Below are 23,978 nucleotides of genomic sequence, written 5' to 3'. Positions count from 1 at the left end.
TCTTTTTCGAGAACCGGAGAAACGCGTGATTTTGGGCAGCGCTTCTTTTGCCCAGGTTAAAAAATCACTCGTTTCAGGCTTGAAAATCCCTCTCAAGCGGGCGAGAAGGCATGTGAAGGGGAACGGAAGGATCTCGGCCAAGAAGTTTTTGGAAAGCTCTTTAAGGTGGCTATTGAAGGTAGGTAAAAGAAAAACTGTGGTCAGCGATCTATGTCTGGACCGACCGCTCTATTTCAGAGTTCAGCAAAAAAGATTGACGCGGTTCTCGACGACACATTTAGCCAAACTGGGGTTTTAGCGGTCCCGGTTTTTGCGCAGCGTATTTAGTACCAGTACCAGTACGTCGCCGTGACAAGATTGTGGTTTGCACCAGCACGCGAGAACCTTTCCCCGCAGTTCTTCAATGTGAGCTATCAGTCCGCTTGAAAAAAGATAGTCCTCGTAGCGTTTGATAGCCTCTTCCCTCGACCCAACAATGAACTCGGCCCTGGTCTTGCGGTCCGATATGTGTGTGAAGGGATTGCCCCATTTCGAAGGCCGTCCGATATAAACGTCGAATCGATCCTTCTTGCAGTGAACTACCGAAGCTGGTTGTCCTGTCATGATCTCTCCTGTAGAGAGGCGTTATTTTAAGGAAGCTGCCTCCCGAGCACCTGAATTAAAAAGCACCCGGTTTCAGGCTCGATAATCCCTAGCCTCCCTATAGGAGAACTTGCTGATAGGAAGTCGGAATCGTCACTTCCGACTTCCCAACTCGTCCAATCTCTTTTGGAGATATGCAAAAGTCTTCGGTGCTCGCTTTTGCAGCTGAGCACGGCCGGTTCCCAGACCGTCCGAGGGTATAACAACCACACGGGTTGAATCCGTGAGGGCGATCGTCGCAAAGGCACAGTCTATAGCTGCCTTGTTCTGTTCGAACTCGGCGTCGGTGAAGAACGCATCCGACGCCATCGACGGTTTCTTCTTCGTAGGTATGCCAACAGCATTCGGTTCGCCCCGCATCGCGGCAGCCTGACCACCGAATCCTTGTTGCTCAAGGTTATCGCCGAAGAGGAATAGCTTGTCAGGATTCGCACGAACATATTCGCGTGTGATGCACCGTATACGCTCAACTTTGAACCTGGTATTCATAGCTGCTTGAGGGGACGGACCGCCACATCGATTTGGATGAGATCATCGCATCGCTTGAATGCGACGGCCCGTTTGTGAAGGGCCTGTTGAAAGGGCGGGATCAATAAGCCGCCGCCTGCTGTCCGACCTCCTGTACGCCATTAGGTACATATTCGGACATCGCTCCCGGATCTCCGGTATCATCACGTCGTCCGCTGGGGAGGAACTGGAACTCCTGCAGAATGATGTCTGCTCCGGCCTGGGGGTTACCGTCGCGGTCAACCCAGGGATTGAACGTCAGCCTGCCCTGTACCGCAAGGCCCGTACCTTTCTTGACGTATTGTGCAAGCGTCTCCGCCTGCCGGCCGAAAGCGATAACGCGGAACCAGTCGGTTTTCTGCTCCTTGCCCTCCGAGGTTTTCCTGAAAGTGTTCGAGGCTATCGAAAAACTCGCCATCAGTGTTCCGTTATCGCTGATCTTCGTCTCCGGTGCCTTTCCGAGATTTCCTATGATCGAAATATTCGCTCCCATTTTTCTGTAATTCTCCTCTTAATAGATGTCCATACCTCCGAACCCACGCCGGGGCTGCGATGTGCCCGCCGCTCTGTTTATTCATGCCCTAAATACAAAGACCTGTTTCCCTGTAAACGCGCATAATCGATCGAATGCTTCGTGCCTCGGCTTTCGCCATCCCATACTGCGATGACCGCATCTGCTGCCCCAACCATTACACAATTGCGCAAAAATCCGGCACGTTTCCCATACCTGTCCCAGCCCGCCAAAGATTCCGTGAACTCGATGCCGTTCGACTGCGCATAGAGTCGTGCGAGGGTATCGACACCGCGCGCTCCGCCCGAAACTATGTGCGTCGGCGTCATCCCGCTTTTCGCTACCGCTTACTCGACAATACCGGGATCGTTTATGCCCCTGCTCCCGCAGATCAATAATTTCATTCTTCTTCTCCTTCGAATTAGAAGTTGATTTGAAGCGAACCGCCCGCCGTTGGCCGTTGGTCCCACAGCATGCCGACAGCCTTTGTTTTTCGGTTTTTCGTTATGGAAGGCCTGATCTAAGGTGAAATAAATGAAAGACGAAGCAAGTTGTTCTGCAACGCCGATGAGGCTTGCGGAACTGTCGACGTGAAGCACAGGACGTTATCTGCGAGGGATCCTTAATCAGACAACGAATATCGTCGCACGGCAAGAACTCAAGTCCATCAGGATCAATGAATTGACGACCGGTCTTACCAACCCAGAAAACAATCAAGGCAAAAACGCTTGCCAAAGTTGAGGTGCTTTATGAGGTGCTTTTGTCACGGGGGTCAAAAATATATGCTTGCTAAGGGGTCATTTTTTCATGCTTGTTGACACGTCGAAGATCAGATTCGACAACGGGCCGGAGTTCACATCGATCGCCGTGGCCGACTGGGCCGAGACGAACGAGGTCGAACTCGAATTCATCAAGCCCGGCCGCCCGATGCAGAACGGTTTCATCGAACGGTTCAACCGAACATATCGGCAGGCGGTGCTTGATATGTATATCTTTGAAAGTTTGGAAGAGGTGAGACGATTGACGGCCGAGTGGCTCGATTTCTACATCGCCCGCCGTCCCCATGACGCCCTCGGAGGCCAACCTCCAAGACCTGATTACTTGAGAGAACCTTCGAGTGTGGGCATCTCGGCAACGTCCTCTCGTAACCCCGGAAAGTCCACTTTAAACTGGCGCTAAACGGGGAGGTTTACATGGGGATTCGAGAAAGAAACCTTAAGAACGCCACTACCTGTGCCCCGGTTATCCTTAAACTGCAAGTGAGTTGGCCGCTGGCGCGATCGATTGTTGGAATACGTGACTACAAATGCAAGAGCGAATAGCTATTCTTCTAATGTAAGATATATCGCTAATTTTCCTTCGGATTCAAAGCGTTTCAATCTAACGTATCTAAATCTCCCTTTGTCGAGTAATTCTATCAGAAAAGCACGAACAGTAATCATCCGTTGTCGTTCCGGAGCTCCCTTACTTTCGACTCCTGAAGCATCAGCTAAGATCTTCGATACAAATGAATCTGGTTTCCCTGACGTTGGGTCGTCTATCCAAATCGATTTGCTGACCGTACATTTCTTGCAGGCATCTATTTCAGGAACAACGACTGGCGTTGACAAAAACAACTCAATTTCGGGAATGATACGTGCGGTGGGTGTGACGTACAGGATCTTGGATTCGAATTTCCACTCATAACGCGGTGGAAGCAATTTTTGGAGAACGGATCGCAGAGAACCGCTTTCAGGGGTTATCTTCGGCATGTCTTCGAAGTATGCCAGATGTGACCCTACCTTGATTACCCCCTTGCCTGAAGGTATTTCAGGTCGATCCGAGAATAGTGCTATCTTAACGTCGTATTTTCGCGAGATCGCGGCCAATATTCCGTCCACATCTTCTGCAGCAACAGCATTTCCCTCAATCTGCAATTCATCCAGAGTATGATTTTTGTTAGGCTCCTGAGCGAACGCTAGATAGCTGGATGAGAAGATTACGAGAACGAATACCGGGATGAATGTGTAGATATTTTTCATTGGATTCCTATTTCTTTGGAACAAATTTACCCTTATCCACAGTCACACTGGTCATCGATGCAGTGGATGTGATTGTGCGACTGCCCACCTCTTTGCCTTTGTAGTAGAGAGTAAACGTAACTTTATCTGTGTCCTGAAAATTAACCTCTCGAAATCTGGTAGCTTTTGCGCCTTTCACCCCTGATAAACCTTGAGCATCTCCAGCGACTTTTTTCTTACCGTTAACAACCGTTGTGGGAGTTATTAATTCGGAGTTTTGTTTGTGAGGTAGGTTATAGATTCCAGGCCCATTGACATCCACCTCTTTCGTTGACGTCGTACCATCATCATTTTTTACTTCAATGGTTGCTTTGTCATGTGTTACTGATTCCCCTATTTTGACGTCATCACTCTCAATCAACTTGCCATCACGGTAGACCTTGAAATCATACCTCTCAATGCGAGCTTCGCCTCCTTCCGGGTCTGGTACGGTTTGACCAGTAGCAACATAGTCGAGATACCAACCTTTCGTTTGCGTCGGATCGCTCGCGGCTTGCGGAGACTCCGCATTCTGTTCCGCCGAAGGTGTCGGAGGTGGCGTAGATTCCTCAGCTTGCTGTTGATCGCCGCCCTCGGTTTGCTGATCTTCGGCCACGCCCTCCTCGGTTTCCTCCTGCTCCGGCACATCCTCATCATCCCAAGTGCTGGAACCCCAATTGTCCGAGCACGAAGAGTATTCTGCCCCGCATCCTCCGGTGCTGTCTCTCCATCCCATCGGAAGCAAACCGAGGGGGTCCGTATATTTGTACGGAGAGTTCAGGACGTAGCTGTAGCGGTTGAACGTCTGGGGGTTTCGGATGCTCGCACTCGCCGTCAGCGGGTCGATGCTGGTGTAGCGCCCATGCGTCGAGTTGTAATACCTCGCCTGAGCGAAGTCGAGTCCGCTTTCATTATCTTTCTCGTAGCCGGTGTAGCCTTTCCGAAGCTCGTCACCGGCAGCGGTGTAGCCCAAGGCGCTCTGCCGTTGGGCTGATATCGTTTCCTCGCCGAATGCCGAATAGTCCTTCCTGTCCTTAACTGCTCCCAGATGATCGGAAACGACTCTCGGGCTCCCGAGATGATCGGTTGTCAAATAGCTAACCTGCGGCGTCTGACTGATTTGAGTCGAGTACTCCGCCACAAGTTGCCCACTCGCGTTGTAGACGAACACGGTCGTCTCCGCGGCCGTAACCTTCTTTATTCTGCGGCCGTCACCGTCGTACGAATAAGTCGCGTCCGGGGTCGTGCCGGGGTTGCTCGCACTGAAGAACTCCTTCTGATGGTTCTCCGCATCATATGCAAACCGCTTGCCCTCGGCGTCCTGCGTAACATTGCCGTTTTGATCGTACGAATAGCCCTGGCCTGAAGAGAACCTATTGTTCGCAGTATTGATATCAGGGTTGCAAACCGCCTGCGTGCAGCTGCCCAGAGTTGTCGTGTTTGCCGCGTCGAACTCGCGATTGCCGTAACGGTCGATCACGAAGGTCTGCTTCCAGGTCGTGTTGCCCGCAACCTTTTCTTCCGCGACTTGCAACCGATTGAGGTCGTCGTAAGTGTAGGTCTGTGTGGCCGTGAAGCCGGAAGCACCGCCCGCACTGGGGACCGTGATCTTCTGTTCCCGCAGGCTGCCGTTATTGTTGATCTGTCCGGTCGTATTATACGAGTACTCTAGTTTGAGAAGACTCGTGTCGCTCGATCCGTTACCCAGCCCGATCTGTGTGATCTGTCCGCGGCTGTTATATGACGCGGTTTCCCATTTGCCATTGCCGAGTCGCAGCTTTTCCACCGCTCCGTTTACGTTGTAGTTGAAGGCATTGGCATAGGTCGTGATAGCAGACCCATTCTCGCCCCAGACGTGGGAAAGATCGCCATCTGCGTTGATCTCATAGTTCACGGTCCGGCCGGAAGGGTAGATTTCCGAAACAAGGCCGCCCGACAGGTTGTATTCGTACTCGGTAGAATAGGTCTGACCGTCGGTGATCTGCTGATGGTTCTTGAGGCGTCCCAGTTCATCGAAAAAGGTGTAACGAGTCTCCGAGACGGTGCTTGCAACTTTGGTGGTTTTCCCTTTGGATCGGGCAGGCTCAGCACCGAGGCCTTTCCCATCGTAAAAGAAGCTAACGTCAGGAGTAACGGCGTCCGAATAGTCGCGAACCTTCAGGCGATTGAGATTGTCATACGAACCATCAATGTATTCTCCCTTGGAGTCTGTTGTCCTGGTAATGTTTCCGTTATCGTCGTAAATGGTATGAAAAGAATGGGTGCGTGGAGGGTGTGAGCGGTGCGGGTGTTGCGTGAGCGAACAAGTAGGAATAACCTGCTCGGTAAGCTGGGCAACAGGATGCGCCGCGACGCCAGTCCCGCTTCCCACGGGTAGACCGTGAGGGCGGGTATCGCTGCGGGTCTTCTCGACTTCACGTATAGGCCATCGCGGATGCGAAGAGCCTGCCGTCGTAAATGAGAGTCCTAGCCGCACGCGCCCACTTGGGTCAAGTATAGTCCTGTTCTCTGAACTGTAAAGAGAAAGATCTCCCATCTGTATCCGGAACCCGGATGAATAGTTGTCGCCCGCTACCAGCGGTCTGCCCTGCTTGATACGACACCTTTATATAAGGAGGCAGAAGACAATGAGCTTCTTTTCAAAGACAACAAGAGCGACGGACGGTCCGCGTTGGTTCGGGATCGATCTCGCAAAGCGTGAATCGCAGGTCGCGGTTCTCGACGCCGGTGGTGTTCAGATCGAGACAAAGCGATTCGCGACGACCCGAGAGTGCTTTCTTCTGATCGCGGCCGAGCTGAGAGAAGGCGATACGGCCGCACTCGAGGTGACGACCAACTCGACATCTATCGCAAGGCTCCTGCGGGGCAACTCACAAGCACGAGTGATCGTCTCCAACCCGATCAAGACAAAGACGATCGCCCAGGCAAAGATCAAGACCGACAAGATCGACGCACGGGTTCTGGCTGAGCTTGCCCGCGTCGGATACCTGCCCGAGGTCTGGCTGCCGGACGAGGACACCGAAGCGTTGCGTCAGTTCATCACGGACCGAGTATCTCTGGTCAGACGACGCACGGAATGCAAGAACACCATCCATTCCGTGCTTCACCGCAATATGGTGCATCAGGAGCGAAGCGACCTGTTCGGAGCTTCAGGACGAAAATGGCTCGAGAATATCGTTCGCGGTGAAGGCATCAAGACGCCGGTTCCCGAACTCGACCGAATGAGGATCGGTTCACTTCTCAACGAGATCGACCGCATCGACGCACTTGTTGCCGATCTCGAATCGGTGATCGCATCCTATGTCGCACTGCGTCCACATCTCAAAGAACAGATGGACCGGCTGCTTTCCATTACGGGCGTCAATCTCGTGGTCGCTTCGAGCCTGATCGGAACCATCGGCGACATCGGCAGGTTCCCGGATAAAAAGAAACTCGCCGCCTACTTCGGTGTCGTTCCTTCTACATATCAGTCGGGCGACACTTCACGCAACGGACGGATCACCAAGCAGGGACGAGCCGAGGCCCGCTGGCTGATCATCGAAGCGGCCGAGATACTTCGCCGATCACCCGGCCCGATGCGGGCTCTCTACTCCCGCATTCAGAGAAAGCGGAACCACAATGTTGCGGTCGTCGCCGTCGCTCGCAAACTTGTCGAACTCGTCCATCATCTTTTGTCGAACAAAGAGGACTATGTCTACAAGCTGCCTCGACTCACAATGGAAAAACGATCCCGCTGGCGTTTTCTCGCAAAGAAGAAACTCGGCATCGAGATCAAGAGTGCCGCCGCCAAACGGAGTGGGCGTTCGGCTCTCTACGGAACCGGCATCGACGTCCAGGGGCGCAAACTCAAATCGCAGATCGCAAAACAAGCTGCCGCCGATGCGGAACGTCTTTACACCGCGATCGTCGATCAGCGAAAGCGACATCTCGACGATCCGTCATCACCGCTCATTCCATCCACGGATCTTCTCTTCGACCCGACAAGCCCGACCGAGACCGACTGGGAACGCATCCTCTCGCAGCACACGGAGAAACTGCTATTGCGATTCCAAAAACGCGAAACCAAACGCTCCAAGTCCACATCACCGCCCGATATTGCATAAGGAGGAAATCCGTCGATAAGCGGGAAATATTCTCGAAGTTGTCTTTTCCCGTTTCTCTAACTTGTCAAATAACAACACTTATGTGAGTTGACCTTTTCATGAATAATCCGCCACGGCAAGGTCGTCCGTAGGAACCCCCCAACTGACCGCATAGTAGGTCGAATCGGAACTCTTTCGGATCCACCAATCAAGCGAATTCGAACCTGTGTTGGGCCGGGCGATCACGATGTCGTGCTTGCCGTCGCCGTCGAAATCCCCCATCGCGGGCTTGTCGCCTGTAACTCCCCACTGGTATCCGTAATAGCCACCGCCGCCGCTCGGCCAGACGTAAAAGATCGCTTGGGAGCTAGGACGAAAGACCGCAAAGTCCGTCTTGCCATCACCATCATAGTCCCCGGGAACGGGAATATCGCCGGACATGCCGAACTGCAATCCCGTTGCCTGTGATCCGGTCTGGCCCATGACCGCCCACCAACCATTGCTCGGCGTCCAAACGGCAATGTCCGCAGGCGGAGCGGCGTTTGCATTAGCATCTTCGACCGCAAGCAGTCGTGATCCGGAAGCATATACGTACTCTTTTGAAAGTTGCGGTGTTGGTATTGGGTTCGGTGCGGCCAATGGATTCCAACTGCTTGAGGCGTTCTTTGGAAGTTGTCTTCCAAACCAACCGGTCTTCCTGCCCGTCATCGGGTCGGTCGAAGGCAGCCAGCCATTAGAAGCGAATACCCCAAGTGTGACAAGAACCACAAACCCGAGCACACCGCACCACGCCAAAAGCCTTTTACGCTTTACGACACCGTGGGATTCTGACAGAGACATGGGGACTTCTCCTAAATAAGGACCTGTTTAAAACAAAAGGAAACGATGTGCGCGATTTCGTTGCGAATATTACAAATGAATTTACGGCAGACTTGTTGCTACTTGGAAACCATAAGTTTCGAAACAAACTCACGAAGCTGTTGTTCTCGAGTAATTAACTCATCCTCTGACATCCCAACCTTTGAATAGGGTTTCTCGACAAAATTGCTGAGCGACTTAAATTTCTGTGACACGTCATAAGTCGATCCGTCTGAAAGCTTGACCTTGACAATCATAACGATCCATATTTTGTTGTGTACATTCATTATCCCGCTTTTGCGAGCTATCGAATCATCAAATGGGCGGACATCGAAAACTTTCTCTGACGAGAGAGCATCGTAGGTGCCTCCAGGAGCGAATACGAACCCTTGATTTACAATCGCAGGACTGCTGTATCCCTTGAATCCAAACCAATCGGTTGCCTCAACTAAAAAGCTTTCTATATTTGCGTTCGACTTGTTAGCTAGTGAATATCCAAAGGAAAGACCGCCGTTGGAATATCCGATTATCTTTGCCGGTCCTGATATCTGAAGGGGACAGCTAGGATCATTTACAAATAACAGTGAGAGTTTCTCAGGTGGAATCTCAAAAGATACAACGTCTTTATCCTGCCCAAATAGGTCTAAAGCGCAAATGTCGAGCAAAAGGAAAACCATTAGAAAATTACATACGGATTTCACGATACTTCACTCTTTGTTGGGGCTGGTTGCCAAATTGACCTAAGGCATTTCCAATCAAATTCTACAGCTTTCTGCAACTTGGAGGCCTGTCCGTTACAAATAGATAGGCGTTCGTTGATTCCATTATCTTTACACTTATCCATAATTCGGGACCCTTTGTGTTTGATTCTTCCGGAATTTCCTCCAGAACTTTTGCAATCGATCTCTCAATCTCTGTATAGGGATTAAATGGCATACCTATGACCACATTATTTCCCGCTAATCTCGCCATAAATGCGGCGTTGTCAAGACCGAACGATTTATTTAGATCAATTTCCTTAACAACCAGTGCGTTAGGATTGACCTTATATTTGGGGCGGACTATAAGGTCAAATGATCCTGTACCTTTGACTGGAGCTAACTCCGTCTTGATGTCGTCAAACAGCTGGCTTTCCTTCAATTTAGCAACAAAACAACCAACTGTTTCACCATCGATCATTTCTTCTCGGGGGATTAGTCTATCGGCATAAGTTAAAATGTACCTGCTATTGTAATCCGAAATCACGTACACACGCCTTACAGTAAACTCAGATTGAGCCTGTAGATGCAAGAGACTCCCCAATACTAGAAACAGAGCCATCAATACTCTAAACATACATTTAATCCTCCAATCTATCGTATTCTTCCGCCGACACGCACCTCTATATAGTTGCTGATGGTTGATCTTTTTCTAACGCTACCGCTACCGGCTGAAGCTGGATTTCGGGCTACCACGAAGTAGTTTATTGCTCGTGTCCCCTGTTCCCCTCTCCGGATGTTGCTATTCTTATCGGCTAGAACTCTAAACGTCTCGGTTTTTTCGATGATTGTCGCTGAACCTTTTGTCCCAACAACGGCAACTTTCGAACTTACACTTTCTAAATTCTCTGTCGCATCAAATGCCTTGCTAGTTGTTGATTCAACGCTTCCGTAGCTCGATAAATCGAGATTGTCGGCGTCTTGGGGGGTCGAAATGGAAAAACGATAGGTAATTGAGAATCTTCCACCGACCGGTACTTGGCCAGTTTCGTCCTTGTCTATATAGTCTGAACTGACCGAGATTACCTTGAGGTCCTTGTTAATGTTAGTTTCAACCTTAATTACCTCCTCTTCTTCGGAAGCTCTCGGTTTAGGCGGACTCTCAGGCTTCTTTTGTTTTTGTTTCTTCTGTCGTTCTTCTTCTTTTTTCCGTTTTTCTTCCTGTTTCTTCTTTTCTTTATCCTGTTGCCGTTTTCGCTCTTCTTCTTGTTGTTGTTGTCGATAGGCCTCGATTGAAGAAGTTGTTAGGTCTTCACCGTCTTCGCAACTCGCACTGGATGCAGAGCAGAAACCGCCGCCTCCGCCGAACGACGTGTTCCATGAAATTGGTAGCAGACCGAGGGGATCGGTGTATTTGTACGGGGAGTTCAGGACGTAGCTGTATCGGTTGAACGTCTGAGGGTTTCTGATGCTCGCGCTGGCCGTCAGAGGGTCGATACTGGTGTACCGTCCGTGCGTCGAGTTGTAGTATCTCGCCTGGGCGAAGTCGAGTCCGCTTTCATTATCTTTCTCGTAGCCGGTGTAGCCTTTCCGAAGCTCGTCACCGGCAGCGGTGTAGCCCAAGGCGCTCTGCCGTTGGGCTGATATCGTTTCCTCGCCAAAGGCGGAATAGTCCTTCCTGTCCTTAACTGCTCCCAGCTGATCGGAAACGACTCTCGGGCTCCCGAGATGATCGGTTGTCAAATAGCTAACCTGCGGCGTCTGACTGATTTGAGTCGAGTACTCCGCCACAAGTTGCCCGCTCGCGTTGTAGACGAACACGGTCGTTTCCGTGGCTGTAACCTTCTTTATTCTGCGGCCGTCGCCGTCGTAATGGTAGGTCGCGTCCGGGGTCGTGCCGGGATTGCTCGCGCTGAAGAACTCCTTCTGATGGTTCTCCGCATCATATGCAAACCGCTTGCCCTCGGCGTCCTGCGTAACATTGCCGTTTTGATCGTACGAATAGCCCTGGCCTGAAGAGAACCTATTGTTCGCAGTATTGATATCAGGGTTGCAAACCGCCTGCGTGCAGCTGCCCAGAGTTGTCGTGTTTGCCGCGTCGAACTCGCGATTGCCGTAACGGTCGATCACGAAGGTCTGCTTCCAGGTCGTGTTGCCCGCAACCTTTTCTTCCGCGACTTGCAACCGATTGAGGTCGTCGTAAGTGTAGGTCTGTGTGGCCGTGAAGCCGGAAGCACCGCCCGCACTGGGGACCGTGATCTTCTGTTCCCGCAGGCTGCCGTTATTGTTGATCTGTCCGGTCGTATTATACGAGTACTCTAGTTTGAGAAGACTCGTGTCGCTCGATCCGTTACCCAGCCCGATCTGTGATCTGTCCGCGGCTGTTATATGACGCGGTTTCCCATTTGCCATTGCCGAGTCGCAGCTTTTCCACCGCTCCGTTTACGTTGTAGTTGAAGGCATTGGCATAGGTCGTGATAGCAGACCCATTCTCGCCCCAGACGTGGGAAAGATCGCCATCTGCGTTGATCTCATAGTTCACGGTCCGGCCGGAAGGGTAGATTTCCGAAACAAGGCCGCCCGACAGGTTGTATTCGTACTCGGTAGAATAGGTCTGACCGTCGGTGATCTGCTGATGGTTCTTGAGGCGTCCCAGTTCATCGAAAAAGGTGTAACGAGTCTCCGAGACGGTGCTTGCAACTTTGGTGGTTTTCCCTTTGGATCGGGCAGGCTCAGCACCGAGGCCTTTCCCATCGTAAAAGAAGCTAACGTCAGGAGTAACGGCGTCCGAATAGTCGCGAACCTTCAGGCGATTGAGATTGTCATACGAACCATCAATGTATTCTCCCTTGGAGTCTGTTGTCCTGGTAATGTTTCCGTTATCGTCGTAAATGGTATGAAAAGAATGGGTGCGTGGAGGGTGTGAGCGGTGCGGGTGTTGCGTGAGCGAACAAGTAGGAATAACCTGCTCGGTAAGCTGGGCAACAGGATGCGCCGCGACGCCAGTCCCGCTTCCCACGGGTAGACCGTGAGGGCGGGTATCGCTGCGGGTCTTCTCGACTTCACGTATAGGCCATCGCGGATGCGAAGAGCCTGCCGTCGTAAATGAGAGTCCTAGCCGCACGCGCCCACTTGGGTCAAGTATAGTCCTGTTCTCTGAACTGTAAAGAGAAAGATCTCCCATCTGTATCCGGAACCCGGATGAATAGTTGTCGCCCGCTACCAGCGGTCTGCCCTGCTTGATACGACACCTTTATATAAGGAGGCAGAAGACAATGAGCTTCTTTTCAAAGACAACAAGAGCGACGGACGGTCCGCGTTGGTTCGGGATCGATCTCGCAAAGCGTGAATCGCAGGTCGCGGTTCTCGACGCCGGTGGTGTTCGGATCGAGACAAAGCGATTCGCGACGACCCGAGAGTGCTTTCTTCTGATCGCGGCCGAGCTGAGAGAAGGCGATACGGCCGCACTCGAGGTGACGACCAACTCGACATCTATCGCAAGGCTCCTGCGGGGCAACTCACAAGCACGAGTGATCGTCTCCAACCCGATCAAGACAAAGACGATCGCCCAGGCAAAGATCAAGACCGACAAGATCGACGCACGGGTTCTGGCTGAGCTTGCCCGCGTCGGATACCTGCCCGAGGTCTGGCTGCCGGACGAGGACACCGAAGCGTTGCGTCAGTTCATCACGGACCGAGTGAGCCTCGTTCGTCGGCGGACCGAATGCAAGAACACCATCCATTCCGTGCTTCACCGCAATATGGTGCATCAGGAGCGAAGCGATCTCTTTGGAACATCAGGACGACGCTGGCTCGAGAACATCATCCGGGGTGAAGGCATCAAGACCCCGGTTCCGGAACTCGACCGGATGAGGATCGGGTCACTTCTCAACGAGATCGACCGCATCGACGCACTCGTTGCCGATCTCGAATCAGTGATCGCATCTTATGTCGCACTCAGACCACATCTCAAAGAACAGATGGACCGGCTGCTGTCCATAACCGGCGTCAATCTGGTGGTCGCTTCGAGCCTGATCGGAACCATCGGCGACATCGGCAGGTTCCCGGATAAAAAGAAACTCGCCGCCTACTTCGGTGTCGTTCCTTCTACATATCAGTCGGGCGACACTTCACGCAACGGACGGATCACCAAGCAGGGACGAGCCGAAGCCCGTTGGCTGATCATCGAGGCGGCCGAGATACTTCGTCGTTCTCCGGGGCCGATGCGGGCTCTCTACTCCCGCATCCAGCGAAAGCGAAACCACAACGTCGCGGTCGTCGCTGTTGCTCGTAAACTTGTCGAACTCGTCCATCATCTTCTCTCGAACCGCGAGGACTATGTATATAAGCTGCCTCGCCTCACGATGGAAAAGCGTTCCCGCTGGCGTTTTCTCGCGAAGAAGAAACTGGGCATCGAGATCAAGTCTGCTGCCGCTAAAAGAGGAGGCCGGTCTGCTCTCTACGGCACAGGCATCGATGTTCAGGGACGCAAGCTCAAGTCGCAGATCACAAAGCAGGCCGCCGCCGATGCCGAGCGTCTCTATGCGGCGATCGTTGATCAGCGAAAGCGCCATCTCGACGATCCGTCTTCACCGCTCATCCCATCGACCGATCTTCTCTTCGATCCGACAAGCCCGAGCGAAACCGACTGGGAACGCATCCTCTCACAGCACACCGAGCGCCTCCTGCTCAGGTACCAGAAACGCGAGGCCACACGCTCCAAGTCCACCCCACGGCCCGATATCGCATAAGGAGGAAATCCGTCGATAAGGGTAAATATTCTGACGGCCGCGTTTTTCCCGTTACTTTAACTTGTCAAATAACAACACTTATGTGAGTTGACCTTTTCATGAATAGTCGGAGCTGACAACCGTTCCGGTCACGCCTATGTCAACCCCAAAGAATCCGCCGTCGCTCGAACGGATGATGTAGAAGGTCTGGTCGGAAGATCGGTAGACGGCACGGTCGGCGATGCCGTCTCCGTCGTAATCCGCCACGGCAAGGTCGTCCGTAGGAACCCCCCAACTGACCGCATAGTAGGTCGAATCGGAACTCTTTCGGATCCACCAATCAAGCGAATTCGAACCTGTGTTGGGCCGGGCGATCACGATGTCGTGCTTGCCGTCGCCATCGAAATCTCCCATCGCGGGTTTGTCGCCGGTCACGCCCCAGTAATATCCATAGTAGCTCCCGCCGCCACTTGGCCAGACGTAAAAGATCGCCGACGAGCTGGGTCGAAAGACCGCAAAATCTGTTTTTCCGTCGCCGTCGTAATCGCCTGGAACGGGAATATCGCCAGACATGCCGAACTGCAATCCCGTCGCCTGCGACCCAGTTTGGCCCATGACGGCCCACAATCCATTGCTCGGCGTCCAAACGGCAATGTCCGCAGGCGGAGCCGCGTTTGCATTCGCATCTTCGACCGCAAGCAGCCGCGATCCCGAAGCATATATGTACTCTTTTGAAAGTTGCGGCGTGGGGTCGAGCGGAGGGAAAGGGTTCCATGCGGAGGTGGCCTGCTTCGGCAGTTTCTTGCCGAACCATCCATACTTCTCGCCGCTCAGCGGATCGGTCCGAGGCAGCCACCCGTTCGAAGCGAATACCCCAAGTGTGACAAGAACCACAAGCCCGAACGCACCAAACCACGTAAAAAGCTTCTTTCGCTTTCCGACATCGTGGGATCCTGACAGAGACATGGGGACTTCTCCTTACCAAATAAATACCTGTTAAAACGAAAAGGAAACGATGTTCGCGATTTCGTCGTGGATATTACAAATAAATCGACGCAGACTTGTTGCTACTTGGAAACCATAAGTTTCGAAACAAACTCGCGAAGTTGTTGTTCTCGAGTAATTAACTCACCCTCTGTCAACCCAACCTTTGAATAAGGTTTCTCGACAAAATCGCTAAGCGACCTAAATTTCTGTGACGCGTCATAAGTCGATCCGTCTGAAAGATTGACCTTAACAATCATAACGATCCATATTTTGTTGTGTACGTTCATTATCCCGCTCTCTCGAGCTATCGAATCATCAAATGGGAGAACATCGATAACTTTCTCGGACGAGAGCGCATCGTAGGTGCCTCCAGGAGCGAATACGAACCCTTGATTTACTGTCGAAGGACTGCTGTATCCCTTGAATCCAAACCAATCTGTTGCCTCAACTAAAAAACTTTCTATATTTGCGTTCGACTTGTTGGTTAGTGAGTATCCAAAGGAAAGACCGCCGTTGGAATAGCCGATTATCTTTGCCGGTCCTGATATCTGAATGGGACACGTAGGATCATTTACAAATAGCAGTGAAAGTTTCTCGGGTGGGATCTCAAAAGATACAACGTCTTTCCCCTGCAAACAGGTCTAGAGAGCAAATGCTGAGCACAATCAAAACCATCACTAGAAAATTACAGAAAGATTTCATAGTACCTCCTTAAGAGTCTGTCTACGTTAATTATGGCAGATCGCGAGGAATGATCTGGGTAATATTGATCTTCAACTTCGCGGATGGATCACTAGGACGACGCACCAAAAGACTCTCTGCTAGTCCTTGCGTACTCTTTCCATATATTCCAACAGTAAAAGTAGTCGATCTCGTGCTTGCCGAACTCGTACTGTCACCACGGGCAATCGCAATAATCACTGTTAAAGTCCTTCCGTCATCCGAAAGTTTTGTCGCAGGTTTTAGGCCTGTTGTTCCCGGTTGTGCCTTTTCCCCAGGCAAAGTAGTCTGTTCAAAATTGTTATTGGTACTGTTCTTTGCAACCGTTGGCAAATTAGCTCCAGCGAACGTCGCATCGCCGCTCATTGTAGCCGTGAGTCGAACGTAGAATACATCCCCCGCAGGGGGATTCGTGATCGTTACTTCACCGTCATCAGGCATCACAGTACCGACCGGTTTCGTCTCCGGCGTTCGAAACCCGGTATCTCTGATTGGTTCACCACCTCGCGGAACCTGGTCAAAAACTTCGACTAGTCCGATATTTATTGTCCCAGGTGTAACGTTTGATTGGGGCTCCGCATTCTGTTCCGCCGAAGGTGTCGGAGGTGGCGTAGATTCCTCAGCTTGCTGTTGATCGCCGCCCTCGGTTTGCTGATCTTCGGCCACGCCCTCCTCGGTTTCCTCCTGCTCCGGCACATCCTCATCATCCCAAGTGCTGGAACCCCAATTGTCCGAGCACGAAGAGTATTCTGCCCCGCATCCTCCGGTGCTGTCTCTCCATCCCATCGGAAGCAAACCGAGGGGGTCCGTATATTTGTACGGAGAGTTCAGGACGTAGCTGTAGCGGTTGAACGTCTGGGGGTTTCGGATGCTCGCACTCGCCGTCAGCGGGTCGATGCTGGTGTAGCGCCCATGCGTCGAGTTGTAATACCTCGCCTGAGCGAAGTCGAGTCCGCTTTCATTATCTTTCTCGTAGCCGGTGTAGCCTTTCCGAAGCTCGTCACCGGCAGCGGTGTAGCCCAAGGCGCTCTGCCGTTGGGCTGATATCGTTTCCTCGCCGAATGCCGAATAGTCCTTCCTGTCCTTAACTGCTCCCAGATGATCGGAAACGACTCTCGGGCTCCCGAGATGATCGGTTGTCAAATAGCTAACCTGCGGCGTCTGACTGATTTGAGTCGAGTACTCCGCCACAAGTTGCCCACTCGCGTTGTAGACGAACACGGTCGTCTCCGCGGCCGTAACCTTCTTTATTCTGCGGCCGTCACCGTCGTACGAATAAGTCGCGTCCGGGGTCGTGCCGGGGTTGCTCGCACTGAAGAACTCCTTCTGATGGTTCTCCGCATCATATGCAAACCGCTTGCCCTCGGCGTCCTGCGTAACATTGCCGTTTTGATCGTAAATGGTATGAAAAGAATGGGTGCGTGGAGGGTGTGAGCGGTGCGGGTGTTGCGTGAGCGAACAAGTAGGAATAACCTGCTCGGTAAGCTGGGCAACAGGATGCGCCGCGACGCCAGTCCCGCCGCCCACGGGTAGACCGTGAGGGCGGGTATCGCTGCGGGTCTTCTCGACTTCACGTATAGGCCATGCATTACTGCAAGAGCCTGCCGTCGTAAATGAGAGTCCTAGCCGCACGCGCCCACTTGGGTCAAGTATAGTCCTGTTCTCTGATTTGTGAAGAGAAAGATCTCCCATCTGTATCCGGAACCCGGATGAATAGTTGTCGCCCGCTACCAGCGGTCTGCCCTGCTTGATACGACACCTTTATATAAGGAGGCAGGGACAAATGCGTTTCTTTTCAAAGACAACAAGAGCGACGGACGGTCCGCGTTGGTTCGGGATCGATCTCGCAAAGCGTGAATCGCAGATCTCGGTGCTCGACGCCGGTGGTGTTCAGATCGAGACAAAGCGGTTTGCGACAACCCGAGAGAGCTTTCTTCTCATTGCCGCTGAGTTGAGAGAAGGCGATACGGCCGCTCTCGAAGTGACGACCAACTCGACATCTATCGCGAGACTCCTGCGGGGCAACTCACAAGCACGAGTGATCGTCTCCAACCCGATCAAGACAAAGACTATCGCCCAGGCAAAGATCAAGACCGACAAGATCGACGCACGGGTTCTGGCTGAGCTTGCCCGCGTCGGATATCTGCCCGAGGTCTGGCTGCCGGACGAGGACACCGAAGCGTTGCGTCAGTTCATCACGGACCGAGTGAGCCTCGTTCGTCGGCGGACCGAATGCAAGAACACCATCCATTCCGTGCTTCACCGCAATATGGTGCATCAGGAGCGAAGCGATCTCTTTGGAACATCAGGACGACGCTGGCTCGAGAACATCATCCGGGGTGAAGGCATCAAGACCCCGGTTCCGGAACTCGACCGGATGAGGATCGGGTCACTTCTCAACGAGATCGACCGCATCGACGCACTCGTTGCCGATCTCGAATCAGTGATCGCATCTTATGTCGCACTCAGACCACATCTCAAAGAACAGATGGACCGGCTGCTGTCCATAACCGGCGTCAATCTGGTGGTCGCTTCGAGCCTGATCGGAACCATCGGCGACATCGGCAGGTTCCCGGATAAAAAGAAACTCGCCGCCTACTTCGGTGTCGTTCCTTCTACATATCAGTCAGGCGACACTTCACGCAACGGACGGATCACCAAGCAAGGGCGAGCCGAAGCCCGTTGGCTGATCATCGAGGCGGCCGAGATACTTCGTCGTTCTCCGGGGCCGATGCGGGCTCTCTACTCCCGCATCCAGCGAAAGCGAAACCACAACGTCGCGGTCGTCGCTGTTGCTCGTAAACTTGTCGAACTCGTCCATCATCTTCTCTCGAACCGCGAGGACTATGTATATAAGCTGCCTCGCCTCACGATGGAAAAGCGTTCCCGCTGGCGTTTTCTCGCGAAGAAGAAACTGGGCATCGAGATCAAGTCTGCTGCCGCTAAAAGAGGAGGCCGGTCTGCTCTCTACGGCACAGGCATCGATGTTCAGGGACGCAAGCTCAAGTCGCAGATCACAAAGCAGGCCGCCGCCGATGCCGAGCGTCTCTATGCGGCGATCGTTGATCAGCGAAAGCGCCATCTCGACGATCCGTCTTCACCGCTCATCCCATCGACCGATCTTCTCTTCGATCCGACAAGCCCGAGCGAAACCGACTGGGAACGCATCCTCTCACAGCACACCGAGCGCCTCCTGCTCAGGTACCAGAAACGCGAGGCCACACGCTCCAAGTCCACCCCACGGCCCGATATCGCATAAGGAGGAAATCCGTCGATAAGGGTAAATATTCTGACGGCCGCGTTTTTCCCGTTACTTTAACTTGTCAAATAACAACACTTATGTGAGTTGACCTTTTCATGAATAATCACCCGGTACAGGAGTGTCGGTCGAAAGCCCCCATTGCATATTGGTCGCCTGAGATCCCTGTTGCCCCATCACCATCCACATTCCGTTCGATGGACGCCAAACGGCCAGATCGGCGGGAGGAGCCGCCGTCGCGTTCGCATCCTCGATCGCAAGCAGTCGCGATCCCGAAGCATATATGTACTCTTTTGAAAGTTGCGGCGTGGGGTTGGGTAACGGGGCCGCGAATGGGTTCCAGCTGCTTGAGGCGTTCTTCGGAAGTTCTCTCCCAAACCAGCCGGTCTTCCTGCCCGTCAGCGGGTCGGTCGAGGGCAGCCATCCATTCGATGCGAATACCCCAAGCGTGACAAGAACCGCAATCCCGAGCGCACCAAACCACGTCAAAAGCTTCTTACGCTTTCCGACACCGTGGGATCCTGACAGAGACATGGGGACTTCTCCTTATTAGAGTTGATTATTTAATACATGAAAGAATTGGATTCGAAAAGATGGTAGCAGATTATCTCGGTGCTGTAAACGATTATCGTCAGAGGCAACACTAATCGCATCGTTCTACAGAACACAGCCTGTTCCGGTTTCCTTTTTACCCGAATTGAACTGATGAGTGGTCGAGACGATAAAGTACGGAATGATTAGTCAAAACTTATCCAGCTTTGGCGAAATTTTGCACCAGTCTGGTTTATTTATGAACCAGGTGGTTTAAATCTGAACCAGTATCTTCGAATTTGCCTTCCTTCGAACTGGCCACACCCGGTAAACGCGCCTTCTCATCGCCGGGCAGTTCCGACTCGATAATCGAGGGCGAACGCCCGGCATAGTAAAATCAACGGATGTGATACGAGCGGATGGTCTCGTGAATGAGCCTTGCGGTATGAGTCTTGCTTGTTCCAGTTTCACCAATGAGACATAGATCGAGAAAATCGTAATGTGCGAGAAAAGTCAGATTCCTTTCTGTTACTTAAATTGTTCTGACATTTGACTAGATTTCTTTCGCTAATGCAAAATTTGTTTAAGCTCACAATCCCGGCTGCGTTTTCCTGCTGTAAATTCACGAAAACTCATAGCCGAAAACTACGCGTCCAGATGTAAAATCCATCTCAAAGACGCGAGATTACTTTCTGTCGGTGAAGTTTTTCACTGAGAGAATGCAAAACCGTCCTCTCAGGGCGGAAATTCTGCAAAAAGGTATTGGATGATCGACTCTCTCTTAGAAGAATTGTCGCACCAAGGAGCGATTGAGGACAACCAGCCCGCTTCAACGTCCCGCGTCTCAAGTGCGCCACCTGCTAAGAGCCCATTTCTCGCCGCGATACCGATTGTTCAACGGATTGTGCAACGACGCCGGTCCCAGATGAATTCAGCAAACGCGTCGGATTTGGTGCAGGAAATAGCACTCCGGCTCTGGCGCTGGACCACAAATCATCACGAAAAAAGCGAGAGTATGTCGGACGACGAGTGGAGAGCTTTCGCTGCCCGAACAGCCTACAACGAATTAAGCCGCTCTTTGTCACGCGAGAGAACACCCATCGCGAACATTGATCCCGACGATGTTGCCGTAATCGAAGCCTCATTGATCGAGGGACAGACCGAAATCGAGGTTGTTTCCCTGATCCGACTGGTGTGGCAAGGAATTTGCGGGTTGTCGTTGCGGCAGCGTCGAGCGTTGCTGCTCCACTCACAAGAACTGATCATCTATTTTCTGCAAACGGGTATTACAGAAAAACAGTTGACAGAGACTTTGGATCTTAGCGAAAAGGATTGGATTGATATTTGTGATCGGTTGCCAATGACCGATGCAGAAATTGCAGAAAGAACGGAAGGAACAGCTGGATCGATCAAGAAGGCGAGGTACGAAGCACGAGTGAAACTCGAAGGATCGATACGTAAATGAATCCATCGGAACACTTAACAAGGAATCAGATCGCGGCGTTCGGCGCTGGATCTCTCGCTGCGAGTGAGTCGCGTAACATTGGCGGGCATCTGATCCGATGTGCGGAGTGCCGCGGACTCCTGCCGTTGCCGGACCCCGGAAAATTTTGGACCGCCGTCATGGGCGAAGACGGGTTACAAGAGTCACAGGCCAGCGACGAGTCGGTATATTCGGTTCCGCGGTACATAGACGCTATTGGAGGGTTCTTTACCAAGCCGAGCGGTTTAGCCTGGAGCGGCGGTGCTCTGGTCGTCATCTTGGGCTTGGCTCTCGTGCTCCTTTTTTCCGCTTCGAACGAACCGGGTGTTGAAAGCGAGGTCGCGAGATCGTTTGAGAGCGAAAGTCCCATCTCCCTTCCAAGACACGTTGAAGCTATAGAACTGAACGTCGTACTTCCTGATCATGCTAATGTAACCAACCGTAACGATCAGCCGCCAGATCGAGTCTTAACAGACCGGCGATCGCCAAGGCGTCGTGTGAAGCAGACCTCGAAAAGTTCCAGCGATAACCGAGGGGCTCCGGCGAGGCTCCGTAGTGATGCTGTCTCCCGAACCCGAGGTGAGATATCGAAATGTGGGACAGAGAGCACGCTCGGCATGGCGCTCGAGTATGTTGAACCGGACCTGGTACTGCGGTGGCAACGTGTTCCGAATGCCGTGAAATATCACCTCTATATTTCGGACGACGAAGAGATCCTAATCGATGAATTCGAAACGGAGAACTCTACGTCATACCTGTTGAAGAAGCAACTGGATCCAAAGAGATCGTATAAATGGAAGGTGGTTGTCACGCTCGAAAATGGTCTGGTCATAGCGGCGGATTCTCAAAAGTTTACGTCCGAGGATATCCGATCGATTCAAAAAAGGGGGGCGGGCAAACGACAACGATCGGTGACTCGTTGCTCCGGAAATCAATAGGCAACGAGAGCTATTTCAGCTTGCACGGAGAAGGACAAGAATGAAATTCACAGTCAGAACGCTAAATTTGATTCTCCTCGGCCTCGTATGCGTTTCTCCGTTGGCGGCGCAGGACAAAGATCTATTTCCCGTGCCTGAATCATACCGAGTTGAAGGCGTGCCGACGATCCTGAATTCTGAAGTGAGCAAGCTCTTTTATGAGCCATCGGAAATCAGGAGCAACCTGATCTGGGATGTCGATCAGAAGAATCGACGACTATTGGTCACGGACGAAACGTACAATATCAATCTGCTGGAGTCGCCGCTCTCGAAACCTGCAAAGCTTACCGAGAAAGGAGTCCCCAACTCGGTTCGGGTCAGTCCTGACGGTCGGTCCTTTATATTCACGTCAGACCACGAAGACCCCGACAATTTTCAACTTTACCTTTATGATCTCCACGACCGCATTACCAAGAAAGCGGCGACGTTGACCGGCAAAGACGAGTCCATCGAGTCAGCTGTATGGAGTAAGACAGGCGAATATATTTATTACACGAAGATAGATTACGAATCGAAGGTGAGTAAACTATGTCAGTCCGTCTCTTTAACTGAGACGTGTTTCAAAGTCGTTCTCAATGGGATATGGTACGTCCTCGACGCGGATGAAAAGCAAATCCTACTGAAACATTGGAAATCGTCCTCGAACCAATCTCTTTATTTGTTCGAATTCGCGACCACTGGCTTATCCACGGTAGAAGATAAGGGCAACTCGTCAAAAGGAGGCCTCGCCGGCGGGTATGTCGTTTACAGTTCCGACGGAAATGACCTTTGTAAGAGGCAAACTTGCATTGTTGCGTTCGAACTTAAGAGCCGCCGAGCGAAAGCATTAAAGCTTCCTAGTGACTTAGCTTCAATACATGATTTCAAAGTCTCGCCGGGGTCTGACAACCTGCTGGTTCAGGAAACCCGCGATGGTATTGACCATCTGAGAATATTCAAGTTCAAGAAGGGCCGCGTAGGGAAGGAAATCCCGCCGTTCATCAAAGGATCATTCGTCATATGGAACACGCGATGGTTGGGTAACCGGGAAGTGGTCTACACGATCGAGAACAACGGTAAGCCTGCCTCGATCCAGTCATTTAATTTAGAAACCGGAGCTGTGACCGACTGGACAAAAGAACGACTGCCTGAAGCACTGGAGGGTAAGGTACATCCGCCAGAAATCATCAAGTGGAATTCGTTCGACAAGAAGGAGATTTCCGGATACATAGTCCGACCTCGTACAAACGGGCGACGCCTGCCGGTTCTCATTCGAGTCCACGGGGGACCTCAACTTCTCGATAGGCCGGTCTTCAACTCCAACGACACCATACTCGCGGCGCAACTCGGGATCGCGATCATTCACACGAATATCCGCGGATCTTCAGGGTTCGGCAGCGAGTTCATGAACGCCGACGATCGCGAAAAGCGGGAGCATGCGGTTAAAGATATACGGGCGCTCCTCGATTGGGTGGAAAAGCAGGAAGATCTCGATCCGGACCAGATCTACTTGATAGGTGAAAGCTATGGCGGATTTGTCGTTCTGTCAGCAGCTTTGAATGAACCCTCGAGGGTGAAAGCCGTGATCGCCGAATCCCCAATCGTTTCCATTAGGGGGTACCTTTCCCAAAGCTGGGTCGACGATTTTGCGAAGATTGAATACGGAGATCCAAAAAATGAAGCCTTAATGGTCAAACTAGATGCGTTGTCGCCCCTAAACAATGCGGACCGGTGGAACAAAATTCCCCTACTGTTAACGAGAGGGCAACGGGATGGACGAACTCCCGAGGCCGATGTAGTCGACCTGAAAAGTCAGCTGCAAAAACAAAACACGGAAGTCTGGTATATCTGTTCCACCGAGGACGGTCACGGTTTCGGTGGACGTTATGTATTTGCCTCGGTTTATAAATTCCTGAAAACTCAAATCGAACAAAGGAGAAAATGAATGAAAAAACTACGATCAGTCATTCTTGTA

Annotated in this window: 22 protein-coding genes; 7 read left to right on the top strand and 15 right to left on the bottom strand. The window is 52.0% G+C overall.

The window, feature by feature from the left end; translation table 11 throughout:
• Positions 1-294 precede the first annotated feature (294 nt).
• The 4 genes from IPM50_15305 to IPM50_15290 all read right to left on the bottom strand — a co-directional run bounded on the left by IPM50_15305 (position 295) and on the right by IPM50_15290 (position 1,989).
• Positions 295-603 carry a DUF4326 domain-containing protein gene (locus tag IPM50_15305; protein QQS32989.1) on the bottom strand — a complete coding sequence of 103 codons (309 nt, stop codon included), beginning with the start codon at positions 601-603 and terminating at the stop codon, positions 295-297.
• A gap of 132 nt (positions 604-735) precedes the next feature.
• The gene (locus IPM50_15300; GenBank protein ID QQS32988.1) at positions 736-1,131 is read right to left on the bottom strand and encodes a hypothetical protein; all 396 of its coding nucleotides are present in this window, start codon (positions 1,129-1,131) and stop codon (positions 736-738) included.
• Positions 1,132-1,231: 100 nt separating this feature from the next.
• On the bottom strand, positions 1,232-1,642 hold the full coding sequence (locus IPM50_15295) for a single-stranded DNA-binding protein (GenBank protein ID QQS32987.1): 411 nt from the start codon (positions 1,640-1,642) through the stop codon (positions 1,232-1,234).
• A 77-nt stretch (positions 1,643-1,719) separates the two neighbouring features.
• Positions 1,720-1,989, bottom strand: coding sequence for a hypothetical protein (locus tag IPM50_15290; GenBank protein QQS32986.1), 270 nt, complete (start codon positions 1,987-1,989; stop codon positions 1,720-1,722).
• A gap of 478 nt (positions 1,990-2,467) precedes the next feature.
• On the opposite strand from IPM50_15290, the gene IPM50_15285 reads away from it, so the two are divergent.
• Positions 2,468-2,839: a transposase gene (locus IPM50_15285; GenBank protein ID QQS32985.1), complete on the top strand. Its 372-nt coding sequence runs from the start codon at positions 2,468-2,470 to the stop codon at positions 2,837-2,839.
• Positions 2,840-2,982: 143 nt separating this feature from the next.
• Here IPM50_15285 and IPM50_15280 read toward each other — a convergent pair whose 3' ends face one another.
• Entirely contained in the window at positions 2,983-3,681 is a 699-nt protein-coding gene (locus IPM50_15280) for a hypothetical protein (protein ID QQS32984.1), read from the bottom strand.
• Positions 3,682-3,688: 7 nt separating this feature from the next.
• Complete coding sequence (locus IPM50_15275; GenBank protein ID QQS32983.1) at positions 3,689-6,070, bottom strand: hypothetical protein; 2,382 nt, start codon at positions 6,068-6,070, stop codon at positions 3,689-3,691.
• 256 nt (positions 6,071-6,326) lie between these two features.
• Between IPM50_15275 and IPM50_15270 the strand changes: the two genes are divergently transcribed.
• The gene (locus IPM50_15270) at positions 6,327-7,802 is read left to right on the top strand and encodes an IS110 family transposase (protein QQS32982.1); all 1,476 of its coding nucleotides are present in this window, start codon (positions 6,327-6,329) and stop codon (positions 7,800-7,802) included.
• Between the two features lie 96 nt (positions 7,803-7,898).
• On the opposite strand, the gene IPM50_15265 is transcribed toward IPM50_15270, so the two are convergent.
• The 5 genes from IPM50_15265 to IPM50_15245 form a co-directional block, all read right to left on the bottom strand.
• Complete coding sequence (locus tag IPM50_15265; protein ID QQS32981.1) at positions 7,899-8,621, bottom strand: VCBS repeat-containing protein; 723 nt, start codon at positions 8,619-8,621, stop codon at positions 7,899-7,901.
• A 98-nt stretch (positions 8,622-8,719) separates the two neighbouring features.
• The gene (locus IPM50_15260) at positions 8,720-9,316 is read right to left on the bottom strand and encodes a hypothetical protein (GenBank protein QQS32980.1); all 597 of its coding nucleotides are present in this window, start codon (positions 9,314-9,316) and stop codon (positions 8,720-8,722) included.
• 85 nt (positions 9,317-9,401) lie between these two features.
• A complete protein-coding gene (locus IPM50_15255; GenBank protein ID QQS32979.1) occupies positions 9,402-9,974 on the bottom strand; it encodes a hypothetical protein in 573 nt (190 codons plus the stop codon).
• Between the two features lie 17 nt (positions 9,975-9,991).
• Positions 9,992-11,467 (bottom strand): RHS repeat-associated core domain-containing protein, encoded by a 1,476-nt coding sequence (locus IPM50_15250; protein ID QQS32978.1) that lies wholly within the window; start codon positions 11,465-11,467, stop codon positions 9,992-9,994.
• 220 nt (positions 11,468-11,687) lie between these two features.
• Positions 11,688-12,356 (bottom strand): hypothetical protein, encoded by a 669-nt coding sequence (locus tag IPM50_15245; GenBank protein ID QQS32977.1) that lies wholly within the window; start codon positions 12,354-12,356, stop codon positions 11,688-11,690.
• A 256-nt stretch (positions 12,357-12,612) separates the two neighbouring features.
• Between IPM50_15245 and IPM50_15240 the strand changes: the two genes are divergently transcribed.
• Complete coding sequence (locus tag IPM50_15240) at positions 12,613-14,088, top strand: IS110 family transposase (GenBank protein ID QQS32976.1); 1,476 nt, start codon at positions 12,613-12,615, stop codon at positions 14,086-14,088.
• A gap of 96 nt (positions 14,089-14,184) precedes the next feature.
• Here the strand turns inward: IPM50_15240 and IPM50_15235 are convergent, their stop codons facing one another.
• The 3 genes from IPM50_15235 to IPM50_15225 all read right to left on the bottom strand — a co-directional run bounded on the left by IPM50_15235 (position 14,185) and on the right by IPM50_15225 (position 17,301).
• Positions 14,185-15,033, bottom strand: a complete 849-nt coding sequence (locus IPM50_15235) for a VCBS repeat-containing protein (protein ID QQS32975.1) — start codon at positions 15,031-15,033, stop codon at positions 14,185-14,187.
• 101 nt (positions 15,034-15,134) lie between these two features.
• Positions 15,135-15,689 carry a hypothetical protein gene (locus tag IPM50_15230; GenBank protein QQS32974.1) on the bottom strand — a complete coding sequence of 185 codons (555 nt, stop codon included), beginning with the start codon at positions 15,687-15,689 and terminating at the stop codon, positions 15,135-15,137.
• A 97-nt stretch (positions 15,690-15,786) separates the two neighbouring features.
• Entirely contained in the window at positions 15,787-17,301 is a 1,515-nt protein-coding gene (locus IPM50_15225; GenBank protein QQS32973.1) for an RHS repeat-associated core domain-containing protein, read from the bottom strand.
• 256 nt (positions 17,302-17,557) lie between these two features.
• On the opposite strand from IPM50_15225, the gene IPM50_15220 reads away from it, so the two are divergent.
• The gene (locus tag IPM50_15220; protein ID QQS32972.1) at positions 17,558-19,033 is read left to right on the top strand and encodes an IS110 family transposase; all 1,476 of its coding nucleotides are present in this window, start codon (positions 17,558-17,560) and stop codon (positions 19,031-19,033) included.
• Positions 19,034-19,129: 96 nt separating this feature from the next.
• Here IPM50_15220 and IPM50_15215 read toward each other — a convergent pair whose 3' ends face one another.
• On the bottom strand, positions 19,130-19,567 hold the full coding sequence (locus IPM50_15215; GenBank protein ID QQS32971.1) for a hypothetical protein: 438 nt from the start codon (positions 19,565-19,567) through the stop codon (positions 19,130-19,132).
• 922 nt (positions 19,568-20,489) lie between these two features.
• Between IPM50_15215 and IPM50_15210 the strand changes: the two genes are divergently transcribed.
• From IPM50_15210 to IPM50_15200, 3 genes are read left to right on the top strand one after another with little or no spacing between them, the layout of a single operon-like run.
• The gene (locus tag IPM50_15210; GenBank protein ID QQS32970.1) at positions 20,490-21,029 is read left to right on the top strand and encodes a sigma-70 family RNA polymerase sigma factor; all 540 of its coding nucleotides are present in this window, start codon (positions 20,490-20,492) and stop codon (positions 21,027-21,029) included.
• Positions 21,026-21,985, top strand: a complete 960-nt coding sequence (locus IPM50_15205; protein ID QQS32969.1) for a hypothetical protein — start codon at positions 21,026-21,028, stop codon at positions 21,983-21,985. Before IPM50_15210 ends, IPM50_15205 begins: the two co-directional genes overlap by 4 nt.
• A 40-nt stretch (positions 21,986-22,025) precedes the next feature.
• Positions 22,026-23,948, top strand: coding sequence for a S9 family peptidase (locus IPM50_15200; protein ID QQS32968.1), 1,923 nt, complete (start codon positions 22,026-22,028; stop codon positions 23,946-23,948).
• The last annotated feature ends 30 nt before the right edge of the window (positions 23,949-23,978 follow it).

Source organism: Acidobacteriota bacterium, from assembly GCA_016700075.1.
GTDB lineage: Bacteria > Acidobacteriota > Blastocatellia > Pyrinomonadales > Pyrinomonadaceae > OLB17.
The sequence above is the reverse complement of the archived record's forward strand: the minus strand, read 5'-3'. Positions and strand labels throughout refer to the sequence as shown.

Bases quoted from the DNA above. Each gene is read 5' to 3' on its own strand.
- IPM50_15305 (QQS32989.1), bottom strand. From the start codon at position 603: ATGACAGGACAACCAGCTTCGGTAGTTCACTGCAAGAAGGATCGATTC.
- IPM50_15300 (QQS32988.1), bottom strand. From the start codon at position 1,131: ATGAATACCAGGTTCAAAGTTGAGCGTATACGGTGCATCACACGCGAA.
- IPM50_15295 (QQS32987.1), bottom strand. From the start codon at position 1,642: ATGGGAGCGAATATTTCGATCATAGGAAATCTCGGAAAGGCACCGGAG.
- IPM50_15290 (QQS32986.1), bottom strand. From the start codon at position 1,989: ATGACGCCGACGCACATAGTTTCGGGCGGAGCGCGCGGTGTCGATACC.
- IPM50_15285 (QQS32985.1), top strand. From the start codon at position 2,468: ATGCTTGTTGACACGTCGAAGATCAGATTCGACAACGGGCCGGAGTTC.
- IPM50_15280 (QQS32984.1), bottom strand. From the start codon at position 3,681: ATGAAAAATATCTACACATTCATCCCGGTATTCGTTCTCGTAATCTTC.
- IPM50_15270 (QQS32982.1), top strand. From the start codon at position 6,327: ATGAGCTTCTTTTCAAAGACAACAAGAGCGACGGACGGTCCGCGTTGG.
- IPM50_15265 (QQS32981.1), bottom strand. From the start codon at position 8,621: ATGTCTCTGTCAGAATCCCACGGTGTCGTAAAGCGTAAAAGGCTTTTG.
- IPM50_15260 (QQS32980.1), bottom strand. From the start codon at position 9,316: ATGGTTTTCCTTTTGCTCGACATTTGCGCTTTAGACCTATTTGGGCAG.
- IPM50_15255 (QQS32979.1), bottom strand. From the start codon at position 9,974: ATGTTTAGAGTATTGATGGCTCTGTTTCTAGTATTGGGGAGTCTCTTG.
- IPM50_15240 (QQS32976.1), top strand. From the start codon at position 12,613: ATGAGCTTCTTTTCAAAGACAACAAGAGCGACGGACGGTCCGCGTTGG.
- IPM50_15235 (QQS32975.1), bottom strand. From the start codon at position 15,033: ATGTCTCTGTCAGGATCCCACGATGTCGGAAAGCGAAAGAAGCTTTTT.
- IPM50_15220 (QQS32972.1), top strand. From the start codon at position 17,558: ATGCGTTTCTTTTCAAAGACAACAAGAGCGACGGACGGTCCGCGTTGG.
- IPM50_15215 (QQS32971.1), bottom strand. From the start codon at position 19,567: ATGTCTCTGTCAGGATCCCACGGTGTCGGAAAGCGTAAGAAGCTTTTG.
- IPM50_15210 (QQS32970.1), top strand. From the start codon at position 20,490: ATGAATTCAGCAAACGCGTCGGATTTGGTGCAGGAAATAGCACTCCGG.
- IPM50_15205 (QQS32969.1), top strand. From the start codon at position 21,026: ATGAATCCATCGGAACACTTAACAAGGAATCAGATCGCGGCGTTCGGC.
- IPM50_15200 (QQS32968.1), top strand. From the start codon at position 22,026: ATGAAATTCACAGTCAGAACGCTAAATTTGATTCTCCTCGGCCTCGTA.